9 protein-coding genes and 1 pseudogene are annotated in these 12,816 nt (G+C 56.5%); 9 read left to right on the top strand and 1 reads right to left on the bottom strand.

Annotation, left to right across the window (positions count from 1 at the left end):
* Window positions 1-229: 229 nt before the first annotated feature.
* Both OU682_RS18095 and OU682_RS18090 read left to right on the top strand, forming a co-directional pair.
* The gene (locus OU682_RS18095; RefSeq protein ID WP_268943607.1) at window positions 230-625 is read left to right on the top strand and encodes a hypothetical protein; all 396 of its coding nucleotides are present in this window, start codon (window positions 230-232) and stop codon (window positions 623-625) included.
* Window positions 591-971, top strand: coding sequence for a hypothetical protein (locus OU682_RS18090; RefSeq protein WP_268943606.1), 381 nt, complete (start codon window positions 591-593; stop codon window positions 969-971). Before OU682_RS18095 ends, OU682_RS18090 begins: the two co-directional genes overlap by 35 nt.
* A gap of 119 nt (window positions 972-1,090) precedes the next feature.
* Here OU682_RS18090 and OU682_RS18085 read toward each other — a convergent pair.
* Window positions 1,091-1,414, bottom strand: a pseudogene (locus OU682_RS18085) (IS66 family transposase); the annotation flags it as partial.
* A 588-nt stretch (window positions 1,415-2,002) separates the two neighbouring features.
* On the opposite strand from OU682_RS18085, the gene OU682_RS18080 reads away from it, so the two are divergent.
* From OU682_RS18080 to mcrC, 7 genes are all read left to right on the top strand, one after another.
* Window positions 2,003-2,635 (top strand): restriction endonuclease subunit S, encoded by a 633-nt coding sequence (locus OU682_RS18080; protein WP_268943605.1) that lies wholly within the window; start codon window positions 2,003-2,005, stop codon window positions 2,633-2,635.
* Between the two features lie 7 nt (window positions 2,636-2,642).
* A complete protein-coding gene (locus OU682_RS18075) occupies window positions 2,643-4,172 on the top strand; it encodes a type I restriction-modification system subunit M (protein WP_268943604.1) in 1,530 nt (509 codons plus the stop codon).
* On the top strand, window positions 4,159-5,448 hold the full coding sequence (locus OU682_RS18070; protein WP_268943603.1) for a restriction endonuclease subunit S: 1,290 nt from the start codon (window positions 4,159-4,161) through the stop codon (window positions 5,446-5,448). Before OU682_RS18075 ends, OU682_RS18070 begins: the two co-directional genes overlap by 14 nt.
* Window positions 5,445-8,414 (top strand): type I restriction endonuclease subunit R, encoded by a 2,970-nt coding sequence (locus tag OU682_RS18065; RefSeq protein ID WP_268943602.1) that lies wholly within the window; start codon window positions 5,445-5,447, stop codon window positions 8,412-8,414. The genes OU682_RS18070 and OU682_RS18065 overlap by 4 nt, the downstream gene beginning before the upstream one ends.
* Window positions 8,411-9,151 carry a M48 family metallopeptidase gene (locus OU682_RS18060; protein ID WP_268943601.1) on the top strand — a complete coding sequence of 247 codons (741 nt, stop codon included), beginning with the start codon at window positions 8,411-8,413 and terminating at the stop codon, window positions 9,149-9,151. Before OU682_RS18065 ends, OU682_RS18060 begins: the two co-directional genes overlap by 4 nt.
* A 198-nt stretch (window positions 9,152-9,349) precedes the next feature.
* Window positions 9,350-11,581, top strand: a complete 2,232-nt coding sequence (locus OU682_RS18055; RefSeq protein WP_268943600.1) for an AAA family ATPase — start codon at window positions 9,350-9,352, stop codon at window positions 11,579-11,581.
* Window positions 11,581-12,717, top strand: a complete 1,137-nt coding sequence (mcrC, locus tag OU682_RS18050; protein WP_268943599.1) for a 5-methylcytosine-specific restriction endonuclease system specificity protein McrC — start codon at window positions 11,581-11,583, stop codon at window positions 12,715-12,717. Before OU682_RS18055 ends, mcrC begins: the two co-directional genes overlap by 1 nt.
* The last annotated feature ends 99 nt before the right edge of the window (window positions 12,718-12,816 follow it).

Raw genomic sequence — 12,816 nt, 5'->3', positions numbered from 1 at the left:
GCGCATCCTCCCGCTGCCCGATCTCGTAGGCGCGCAGCCGGCGTAACTCACATCGCCCCGCAATCTGCCCCAGTTACGGGGGAGTGGGTAACTGGGGCAGATTTTCCGGGCAACTCGGATTAGAAAGGTGGTTCTATTCCGGGCGGGCAGGCTTGCCCGCGAGTTCGTGCTGCATTGACATCATCGAGGCTGGGGACAACCCTCAGGTCAGCAGCCAGCGAGGATCTCCATGACCGAGATCAGGCCCGATCCCAAGAACTTCCATGAGGCGGACTACAGCGACTACGCGTCGATGCTCGACGGGCTCGCCGATGCGATCTGGAAGGAGCTGAACCCCACGGGCAAGCAGATGGCAAGCGACGCCTCGAGGGCCACGCCCTACATCATCTTCCTGTGGGTCAATGACCTGGATGACCGCGACGGCTTCCGAGTCCGGGCCGCCAAGGGCGACTTCGAGGACGATGAGGACGACGAACTGATCGAGCGTATCGATCCTGACTTCTACATCACCTCGTATGACGACGAACCGCCTCAGCAGATCCGCAAAGACCTGGATGAGATCATGGCTGAGCACTTCATCGATGAGGTCGATGACGATCAACGTGAGGACAACAGCCGCGGTTAGAGGGACGACTGAACTGGGACGTGCCACACACCAGAAACGCTCCGTCATGCGGGCCGATGCACTGCAGCGGGTGCAGAGAGGAAAAAGACAGGTGCCCACGCAAGAGAGGCTGCTCTACGTGAGCGAAAACGGCGATTGCTGGAGCTTGAGGCGCAACCTGGAGAGCGGGCACGTGGTTGTCCGGCATCGGGCTAACCTTCCCTCTGGAGGCCTGGTCAGCGACATTGGCCTGGGCGAGTTTCTGGTTCAGGGTGGCCTCGGGCCGGAAAAGCAGGCATTGCTGCGCCTGATCGGGAGCCTCATCGACAGCGACACAGAAGGCGATGCGGAGCCGGCGCCCTCCTGAGCCACGCGAGCAAGTCCACGGTCGATGCATCATAATCGCCTGCTTGGTTAGGAGCGCAGCGCCCATGCCTGGAAATCTGCCCCATTTACTAACTGGGGCAGATTTCCGGGCAACCTGGTTCAGACAGGTTTTCCGGCGACAAGCCCGGGAAGGATTGGAATACGTCCTGCTGATCGGTTCAGCCCAAGGCGATCACCCAGATAGGCAAAGAAGGAGATGCCGAGCTTGCGGCAGGTCTTCATCAACCCAAGCATGATATCGCGTGCCTGGCGGCCATCGGCGCTCATGGTGCCGCCCGAGATCCGGCGCTTGGTCACGCATACCCGCAGATCGTTTTCGGAAGCATTGGTGTGGAGCGGGATCTCGGGCCGCTCCAGCACCTTCAGCAGTTCATGCTTTCGCCTGTGCAGGCGAGCGTGCAACTGACCCAGCTCCTTGTAGTGGGTGGACTGTCCGAAGACTTTGTCAAAAGGTTGGGCGAAAGGCCCTTTTTGGACCGAAAAATGCGACCCGTCCGAAGCGCCGGGTCATTGATCTTTAAGAAGGGGCCAGCTAGGGTGATGGTGTTCAAGCATGCCTAGTGGGCTTCGGCCCCGGTATCGGAAATCGGCTGGTTTACTAGACCAGTCGGTTTTCCATCCATGTTACCTTCGGAGTGAGATACGGCCCCTTAGGTGGGAGTTCGCCGAGACCCGCCGGCGGAATCTCAGGAAACCGGGTCCCATCCTTAACTTCTGCGATCCGGCCTTGGTTGAGGCCGAAGAACGCGGCGATATCGTGATGGCGGTCGCCTCGCTTGATCATCCCGCGAATAAGCGCCGCATCGTGTTCGGTGATTGTGAGACCGCTCGGCCTCGCACGTGATACCATAATTTTCTCCTGTATCATCAACGTCAGATTCTGTTCTGACCCTTCCTGTATGAGGGCAGCTTGGCGTATAGTCAAGCAGAAATCTAGCTTGAAACCTATGTAGCGTAATACGGTTTTATCTGGTAGTTGACTATTGCTAATGTCTCGGCTACTGTCTGCGCATGAAAAGAGTAGAAACTGCAGTTCCACAGATCTCTCCTGAAGTGCGTCTTTCCGATGTGGCAAAGGTTTTTGCGGGTGTCGGGATCTCGCGCGGAGAAACGGTAGCGCGCCTGGAGGGGAGGATGCCCATAATCGGCGTGCGCGACCTTCAGGACGGCTTTGTGGCGGGTCGAGAGGCGCTGGAAACTGCTCCCTTTTCGTCCCCATCCAAAGCTGCGGTCTACACTGTTCAGGCGGACGACATCCTTGTTACCGGGCGCGGGACGCTGCTGAAGTTCGGCTTGGTGGGCGACGAGACAGTAGGGGCCGTTGCCAGCGCAAATATCATTGTAGTCCGACCCGGATCCAGCACGATTGGTGGGGCGCTTTTTGCAATTCTCTCGAGCGATGTGTTCCGCCCAAAAATCGAAGTTTTGCGGAGGGGGGCGACGACGCTGCTGTCCCTGTCGCCAAAAGACCTTGCCAAGCTCGAAATCAATCTGCCGCCGCTGAGCGAACAGGAGCGCATCGCCGCCCTCGTTAGAGACGCGCAAGTCGCCTACCGCACCGCCCTAGAGGCTGCCGAAATCCGCCGCTCACTCGCTCGGCGTCTGATTGACGCTCGCCTGTTTGGCGTCAACCAGAACCATTGAGGGAATCATGGCCAAACTCACCCGTACCGAACTGGAAAATCATCTCTGGAAATCCGCCGACATCCTGCGCGGCTCCATTGATAGCTCCGACTATAAGATTTACATCTTTGGCTTCTTGTTCCTTAAGCGGCTGTCTGATCGTTTCGAAGAAGAAGCCAGAGAGGCGATCCGCCAGGGCTTGCCGGAGGATGTCGCCTACAGCGACCCGGACGAGCATGAGTTCTTTCTGGTTGAACGCGCGCGCTGGTCGTCGATCAAAAAGCTGACGACGGGCATTGGCGATCACCTCAACAAGGCATGCGCCGCGATTGAGGATGCCAATCCCTCGATTGAAGGCGTGCTGGCCAATATCGACTTCAATTCCGAATCGCGCCTTGGCGACGCCAAGAACCGCGAAGGCGTCCTGTCGCGTCTGATCGACCATTTCTCACGCATCGACCTGTCGAATGCCTCTCTGTCCGAACCGGACATGCTTGGTCGCGCCTATGAATACCTGATCGACAAGTTCGCGGACGACGCGGGTAAGAAGGGTGGCGAGTTCTACACCCCCCATCATGTCGTGCGGCTGATTGTTGAGTTGCTGGACCCCAAGCCCGGAATGCGTATCAGCGACCCCACATGCGGCTCAGGCGGCATGCTGGTTCAGGTCGCGGAGCATGTGGCGAAGCTCGAAGGCAAGCGGCTCGGCGAAGCGCTCAACATCACGCTGCAGGGGCAGGAAAAGAACCTTGGCACATGGGCCATCGCCAAGATGAACCTGCTGCTGCATGGGCTTCGCGATGCGCGGATTGAAAAGGGCGATACGATCCGCAATCCGCGCCTGCTCGATCAAGAGGGCAACCTGTTCCTTTATGATCGCGTAATCGCCAACCCGCCCTTCTCGCTGGATAGCTGGGGCGCGGAGGATGTTTCAGGCGACACCGAGAAGAAGGGCCATAACCGCTTCATCTACGGCATTCCCCCTAAAAATATGGGCGATCTGGCCTTTGTTCAGCACATGGTGGCGACACTCAATGCCAAGGGTGTGTGCGGCGTGGTGATGCCGCATGGGGTTCTGTTTCGTGGCTCAGGCGACGGCCGCATTCGCGAGGCGATGCTGAAAGCCGACCTGTTCGAGGCCATCATCGGCCTGCCGGAAAATCTGTTCGCAGGCACTGGCATTCCAGCGACCGTTTTGATCCTCAACAAGGCGAAGGCGCCTGAGCGCAAGGGCAAAGTGCTGTTCATTCACGGCGCGAAGGAATTCGAGGAGCGGCCTAAAAAGAACATCTTGGGCGAGGGCAACATCACGCGCATCGTCGCCGCCTTCAGGGCGTGGAAGGATGAGGATCGCTTCTGCCGCATCGTCGATATGAAGGAGATCGAAGAGAACGATTTCAACCTCAACATCTCCCGCTACATCGACACGCTTGAGCCCGAAAAGCCGATCGATGTACAGGCCGAACTTGCCAAGCTCTGGGACGCTGAGAAGGCGCGCGATGAAGCCGCTTCCCGCATGAACGCCCTTCTCAAGGAGATGGGTTATGTGGGGAAGTGATCACCCGGAGTTGCGACTGAAGGACATTGTCCGACAAGTTCGCAGAGCGGTAAAGCCCAAGACGAACGAGACTTACAGCCTCGTAGGGGTTCGTCTGTATGGTGCTGGTGCCCGCATTCAGGGTGAGTTCAGCGGCGCGACCCTCCAGGCACCCTCGCTTTATCGAGTAGAGCAGGGCGACATAATCTATAACAAGATGTGGGCTTCAAAGGGCACTTTTGCTCTGATCGGCTCAGATATAGGCGCCTGCTTTAGCACGTCAGAATATCCAGCCTTTCAGGCAATTGATGGCAACAGTCCCGACTTTATTTTTCGTGTTTTGTCATTGCCTCGTTTTTGGTTACGCGCCGAAGCATGGAGTTCGGGATCAACTGACAGAACGCGACTTAATCCAACAGATTTCCTGACGCTGCCGATCCCGGTTCCAACGCCTTCTGAGCAACGCGCTATCGCAGAGGTATTGAGATCGGTCGAGGAGGCAATTGCCAGGACTGAGGAGTTCATTGGCGCTCTATCTGACGCAAAGCACGCGACCATGCGTGAGCTGCTGACGCGCGGCATTCGACGCGAGAAGGCGCCGATGCAGGAATTGCCTAGCCGTTGGGTACTCGGGCGAGTGGCCGAGGGCATCACGCATATCCCGGCAGACTGGGACCTTGTGACGCTGACGAAGGTTGCCAAGCTCGAAAGCGGTCATACGCCTGACCGGAAGGAGCCAAACTATTGGGCCGGCGACATTCCTTGGATCTCACTTCAAGATGCCGATGCACTCACCAAAGTGACCATCTCGGAGACCGCCGAAACCATTGGACCCTTGGGCTTAGCTAACTCATCCGCACGCATGCTTCCGGCAGGAACTGTTGTGCTTCAGCGGACTGCAAACGTCGGTCTTGCTTCTGTAATGGGTCGCGAGATGTGTACCAGTCAGCATTTCGCGAACTGGATTTGCGGAAGCAAGCTCGATCCATACTACCTTCAACAGGTATTCCGGCACATGTCGCGTGAGTGGCAGCGCCTTGTCGCGGGGAGCGTCCTACCTGACATCTACATGGGAACCTTCAAGGCATTGCAAATTCTTCTCCCACCATTGGCGGAGCAGAAGAAAATCGGCGAGGTCGGCGTCGCCTTCGACCTGCGGATTGAAGAAGAGCGAAGCACGTTGACCGCCCTGATTGAGAACCGCAAGGCGCTTGCGCAAGAACTGCTCTCAGGTCGGGTCCGCCTTCCAGACAGCATGATTGCGCGGCATCGTGACAAAGCCGGACAAGCTGCATGAACGAGACCAGTGAACAGCTTGAGCGCGAATGGGTAGAGGAGCCGGCGACGGACCTGCTGCGGGTGCTGTTCGACTATAGACGGTTGTCTTCAGACGACGTGCGGCGGTTGCGCGACGAGGTGGCAACCGAGCCGGTTCTGACGGTTCGCCTTACCGAATGCCTGAAGCGCCTCAATCCTTGGCTGGGCGAGGACGGCGTTCGCCGCGCTGTTGCGGCTGTCACGCGCGTTACCGCTGTCGATGTGATGGAGGCCAACGAGAGCGCCTATACGGCCCTCACCTACGGCGTAACGGCCTCCCATACTGAAGGCGGCAGACGACAGGACCGCAATGTGCGGTTCTTCGATTTCGATGATCCATCCGCCAACACGTTCGAGTTCGCCCGCCAAGTCGCCATCAAGGGCGCTCGTCAGGACATCATCCCCGATATAGTCGTTTACGTGAACGGTCTCCCGCTCGCGGCCATCGAATGCAAATCGCCGTCACTAGCGGACCCAATGGGCGAAGCAATCCGCCAGTTCCGCCGTTATGAAAGCCGGGACGAATTCGCCGGGCTTGGTGCACCCCGCCTGTTCGAGACGGCGCAGATTTCCATCGCGCTGGCGCGCGACGTGGCGAAGTATGGAACGACGCTGACGCCCGCACGGCAATGGGCTGAATGGAAAGACCCCTATCCGCTCACGCTTGATGCGCTCGCGGCGCAACTGGGCCGAACACCAACCGGGCAAGACATCTTGCTCGCCGGGCTTCTCGCCCCGGCCAATCTGCTCGATCTCATCCGCAACTTCGTCATGTTCGAAACCATCGACGGGCGGCGCATCAAGAAGCTGGCGCGCTATCAGCAGTTCGTAGCCGTCGGCAAGGCGATTGAGCGCATCCGGACCGCACTCAATCCTCAGCGCCGTGGCGGGGTCATCCACCATACCCAAGGCTCTGGTAAGTCGCTGACGATGGTGTTTCTGGCGACCAAGCTGCGACGTCTGCCCGAAGCTGAAAACCCAACGATTGTCATCGTCACGGATCGAACCGACCTTGATGACCAGATTACCGGACAATTCCAGCGCTCAGGCTTTGCCAACCCCGTCCAGGCCGAAAGCGGGGACGCGCTGCGCAAGGCTATGTCGGGCGGAGCTGGAACGACAGTTCTGACGACCGTCCATAAGTTTCACAGCGCCGTGCCGAAACGCTCATCTGTCATTTCCAAAGCGCAGAATGTCTTCGTCATGGTCGATGAAGCGCACCGGACGCAATATGGCGCGCTTGCCGCCCGGATGCGAGCAGGACTACCTAACGCCTGCATGATCGCCTTCACCGGAACGCCAATCGACAAGAAAGATCGTAGCACCCGCGAGGTCTTCGGCGATTACCTACACCGCTACCTGATCGACCAGGCTGTAAAGGATGGGGCGACCGTCCCGATCTACTACGAGATGCGCGATGCGCAACTGCGGATCGACGGACGCGATCTCGAACGCGATATTCGGACAGCCTTTCCAGAACTGTCTGAGGAAGAGATTGGGAGGCTGAAGCGCGGCATGCGGCTTCAAGAGAAGCTGGCCGGGGCGCGGGTTCGCGTTGAGGCAATCGCCAAAGATATACTGGAGCATTATCGAAGCACCATTGAGCCAAACGGCTTCAAGGCGCAGATCGTGACGGTGAGCCGGGACGTCGCCGTGACCTATGTTGAGGCTTTGAAGCAGCTTGGCGCGCCTGAATGCGCGATCATCATGTCCACGTCGAACAATGATAGCGCCCGCTTGCAAGCCCATCACCTGTCCAAGCGCGACCGCGACATTTTGATTAGCCGCTTCAAGAAGCGCGACGATCCGTTGAAAATCTTGATCGTGTGCGACATGCTGCTGACTGGTTTTGACGCGCCTGTAGAGCAGGTTCTGTATCTCGATGCGCCTCTGCGAGAGCACACGCTTTTGCAGGCGATTGCTCGCGTGAACCGAACCGCTGACGGGAAGACCTATGGGCTGATCGTGGACTATTGGGGGGATAATCGGCGCATTGCAGATGCCTTGGAAATGTTCTCCGACGAGGATGGCATAGCCAGTGCGCTCCGTCCGCTGTCCGAAAAAATCCAACTTCTTGAAAGCCGGCACCGAGCGGCCATTCGCCTCTTCGAAGGCACTGGCCGCCAGGACGACACAGCGTGCATTGAGCTGCTGCGTCCGGATGACATCCGCGCCAAATTCGAACTCGACTTCCTGCGCTTTGCCGAAGCCATGGACATGGTCTTGCCTGACCCCAAAGCATTGGAAGAACCTTATCCGTCCGACCTGAAGTGGCTGTCGCGCATTCGCGTTCTCGCCCGCCGCGCTTATCACCAGGAGCCGTTTGACCCGAAGGACTACGGCGCAAAAGTCGGCGAGATTATCACCAGCCATCTCTCCGTGACAGGCGTAGAGCAGTTGCTGGTGAAGTTCGATATTCTCGATCCCGCCTTCCGTCCGCATCTTGAAAGCCTACAATCGAGCGATGCCAAGGCTGCCGAGATTGAGCACGCCATCCGCCAAGAAATACACGTTCACCGGGATGAAAATCCTACAGCTTACGCTTCGCTCTGGGAGCAGTTGGAGCGGATCGTTAACCACAGGCGGGAAGCTCGCGTTTCTGCTGCCAGCGCCTTGGCCCAGCTTGAAGCAATGGTGGGGCAGGCCGCAGATATTCGCTCGGGCGCTGGAGGCAGGAGGAGCGGCCTCACCGGAACTGCTGCCGCCATCCTGCCCTTCATTGACGCCGATCTGCCCGATGCAGAGCGGTCCCGGAGCGCAGCCGGTATTACCAAGGCACTCGAGGATTATGCCGAAGTTGTCGACTGGCATCACAAGGAGGACGTGCAGCGGCAGATGCGCCGATCCATCAAGGAGCAATTGCGTAGCGTGGGATTGGAAGCGCACAAGGTCGAGGCAACGACGGCAAAGATCATGGATGTTGCCCGCGCGAGGTACGCAGGATGACGAACGTAGTTCAGCATACTGTTTCTTTTGGAGGTGAAACATTCGCATTCCTAATTGAACGGACAGCGCGCCGGAAAACTGTATCAATATCGATTGGCTTCGATGGCGTACACGTCCTCGCACCCTCAGACCTCGATGATGATCGGGTTCTTGGTATTGTTCGCAAGAAAGCTGCCTGGCTGCTTCGCAAACAAACGGCTTACCGGGAACTCGGCGGGCAACCCGTTACAAAGGAGTTTGTGAGCGGTGAAACCTTTTATTTCCTTGGTCGCCAGTATCGTCTCCAGCTTGTCTCAGACCAAAGCGCTGTTGTGACCCGGGTTACTGCGAGAGGTTCAACCCTTATAGCCCCGGTTCTCCCAAATAAACATGCCTCAGTTCAGCGTGCTGCCGTCCGCGGCGGCCTTAGACAGTGGTATCGCACACGCGCGCTCCGACACTTTCCTGTACGGGCAAAGATATTTTCAGATGTGCTCGGAATTCCTATGCCAACTGTCAGTGTCGTTGATCAGTCCAAGCGGTGGGGGAGTTGTGATGCAAGAGGACGTATCTATTTAAATTGGAAGTTGATTATGGCCCCTATGTCGCTAGTTGATTATGTTATTGCCCATGAGGCTTGCCATATCCTTGAGCACAATCATTCTCGGCGATTTTGGCGTCTGTTAGAAACGATCATGCCTGACTACAAAGATCGATCAAGAAGATTGGACCGATTGGGGCACCAGCTTATTTGGTGATACTTTAGGGAGCTCGTCGGTCTTCGAGAAAAAACAGTTAATGCGCTTGGGTAAGTTCCCTCACAATCACACGGCGGATTATGTCGAGGTAGATTGCGGCGGCTCTTGGCCGTCAACTCAGAGTCGCGCCTCCAGAACTCACCGTATATAGACAACTAAGCTTTCCTAAAAACCAACCATTCTCCTGGTATTTTTCTCATGACGACTGATCAACTAGACCTAAACACCACCTTCAAAGCCATCGTCGAAGCCGCACGCGAGCACCGCTTTATAAGCTACGGTGAGCTCGCGAAGGCAAATGGCGCCATCTGGAAGAACGTCCGCTACAAGATGAATACCCATCTTGGCGATCTCGTTCGCATCGCTTCCGAGCGGGACTGGCCAATGCCCAGTTCGATCGTCGTCAACCAAAGCAACCTCAAGACCGGCACTCTTGATGGAACCGCGCGTCAGGGCTTCATCACCGCTGCCAGAGAGTACGGTTTTGATGTTGATGACCCTGCCGCTTTCGTGAAGCAGCAGCAGGATGCCCTGTTTGCCTGGGCGCCGACTGCTCCAAATGATCTGGGTCTTCCTGAAAGCCATGCTGAAACAGATGTTCCGACAGGCGGGCCAAAGTTTGTTCAGCTCTTTGGTCCCGTTCTCGATGCTTTGCGGGCTTTCGGCGGATCAGCCGAGCCTCGTCAGATTATGGACAAGGTGGTTGATCTAGCCGACATCACTGACGAAGAGCTGAGCGAGAAGACCAAGAAAGGTCAATCCAGATACGAAAACCAGATCAGCTTCGCGCGTTTCTATCTTGCAAAAGCCGGCATGATTGAAAGTAAGAAGCGTGGTGTTTGGCTACTAACACCAGAAGGGCGGGAAACCTATCTCAATCATGAAAGTGCAATAGCGATCTTCAAGGAAGTGCAATCCCGCTTCCGCAATATCTCAGTTGATGACGAAGAGGCGCCGCCAGAGATTGAGAATGAGGTCGGCAGGGATCCGCTTGACGATCCGAATCGGAAGTTTTGGTTTGTTGGTGCTTTGTGGGGTGGGTTTGATGATCAAACCGACCGCTTTCTCAAAGAAGGCATCTGGCAGAACGGATACGATAAGAAGTTTTCTGAACACGTCGCGCGGATCAAGCCGGGAGATTGGATCGCCATAAAAGCGACATTCGTCAAAAAATACGGGCTGCCGTTCGACAATCATAACACGCCCGTCTCAAGCATGCGCATCAAGGCAGTTGGCACGGTAACCGAAGCGACCAAGGACGGAAAAACCGTCAAGGTTGACTGGACGCCGCTTGCAGATGCCAAGGAGTGGTACTTTTACACGTACCGCGTGACGATCGTTGAGGCCGATGTGTCCGATGATTTGGCACGTAGGCTTGTAAGGTTCACATTCGGTGATGAGAAGCAGGACTACGATTACTGGTTGCGTCTGCCCTACTGGGCAAAGAAGTACAGCAAGGCACCGGACACAGTATCTGATCTACAGATTGCGGAAGAAGAAGCAGAGGCTGATACAGAAGAGGCTGCATTCGAGCCCTACGCCGTTCCAGATATTGTCAGTGAAGGTTGCTTCCTGCCAGAAGTTACCCTAACTGATGCCCTCTCCCGTCTCGTCGCGAAAAAGAACCTTATTCTTCAAGGCCCCCCCGGCACAGGCAAGACTTGGCTGGCAAAGCGACTTGCTTATGCTTTGATCGGTACCCGAGACCGCAAGGTGACGCGCAAGCGCATGCGGGCCATTCAGTTCCATCCTTCGCTCTCATACGAAGACTTTGTCCGCGGCTGGCGTCCAGACGGAAATGGCCAGCTAAAGCTGACGGATGGTGTCTTCTTAGAGGCGATCGAAGCCGCGCGAGCCGAACGTGATCGGCCGTTCGTGGTCATCATCGAGGAGATCAACCGAGGCAATCCATCCCAGATATTTGGGGAAATGTTGACGCTCCTTGAGACAGACAAGCGGCGCGAAGACGAAGCGATCGAGCTTGCCTACCGCAGCGAGACCGGCGAGCGCGTCTACATACCAGATAACCTCTACGTCATTGGCACGATGAACATCGCCGACCGCTCTCTCGCGCTTGTCGATCTGGCGCTGCGCCGTCGCTTTGCCTTTATCACACTTGAAGCCCTGCTTAACGATCTCTGGAAGGCATGGTGCGTTGAGAAGGCCGGTATGGACGCCGTTGCCGTTGAAGACATTCGGCGCTTGATGTGCGAACTCAACAAAGAAATTGCCAGTGACCGCGCTCTCGGCGCCCAGTTCAAGGTTGGCCATAGCTATGTCACGCCGGGCAACAATCAGGCCATTAGCGATACGCGAAAATGGTTTCGTCAAGTCGTAGAGACAGAGATCAGTCCGCTTCTGGAAGAATATTGGTTCGACAATCCCGACAAGGCGGCATCGTCCACCCGCCGGCTCCTTGACGGAATATAATGGAAACTCCTCTGGCAGAGCAGAAAGAAGATGAAGCCGTGCCGCTGGCGCTGGATAAGATCCCGGTGCGCAATGTCTGGCTACTCTTTCTTTATGCTTCCGGGCTTGCGCGATTTCGGGATCGGTTTGAAGCTGAAGTGGAGGCCTCGCCTGACTTCGAATCCTTGGTCGCAAGGCTTCTGTGCTATGCTACCGAGAAGCGCCTGCGCCGCAATCTGAGTTTTGGATACCGGCAACAAGAGGAAACCTTGCGCCGTGTTCGCGGCCGCATCGACATCCTTGAATCTGTTTCGCATGACCTGTTCCGAAAGGGACAGGTCGCTTGCCGCTTTGAAGAGCTCACCATTAATACGCCACGCAATCGGCTGGTGCGGGCGGCATTGTTGAGTCTGTTGGGGAGGCTTGATGATGCTGATCTCGCCCATAGGTGCCGCACCCTGGCACATGCTTTAGGGCGAGCAGGCGTTACGGGCGATAAACCCTCCCGCGCTGAGATTGTCTCTGATCAAATCGGCAGGCATGAAGCTGATGATCGCCTTATAGTTTCACTCGCTCGTGCCGTTTTTGACTTAATCTTGCCGACTGAGAGTGCTGGCGCGCATTCGCTTCTGAAGGCACAGCGTGATGAGACCGAGTTCCGGAAGCTCTTCGAGAAGGCGATCGGCAACTTCTTTGCCGCAGAGCTTTCGCGAGAAGACGGTTGGCGCGTTTATCCCGGCAAGCAGTACAAATGGGCGGTCGCGGCAGCCTCTACAGGCATTGCCGCCTATCTGCCGATCATGATCACAGACATTATCCTTGAGAATGTGACGCAAAAACGCCGGATCGTCATCGACACCAAGTTCACTGAGGTTCTGACAAAGTCTCAGCATGGTGCGTCTCGCTTCAAGACCAGTCATCTCTATCAGCTATACGCCTATTTGCGCAGCCAGGAGCAGCCGGGCGACCCGCTGTCGATGAGTTCAGATGGAATTCTGCTCTATCCTTCCGTCGGCATGGACGTGGACGAAGCGGCATTGATTCAGGGACACCGGCTCAGGTTTGTGACGATTGATCTGGCACGCCCAAGTCTTGAGGTCATCGAGCGTCTTCAGGATATACCGTTGCGTAGCAGCTTCAGCGCTGGCACTGCTTGAATGGCCTGGGTCCTATAACGGCGAACCAGAGAAACCTAAGTTTGTAACTTTACAAGTTACTGTTTTTATTATATAATAAATTTACATACTCCCAAAATT

Source organism: Paracoccus benzoatiresistens (genome assembly GCF_026913015.1).
Classification (GTDB): Bacteria; Pseudomonadota; Alphaproteobacteria; order Rhodobacterales; family Rhodobacteraceae; genus Paracoccus; species Paracoccus benzoatiresistens.
The sequence above is the reverse complement of the archived record's forward strand: the minus strand, read 5'-3'. Positions and strand labels throughout refer to the sequence as shown.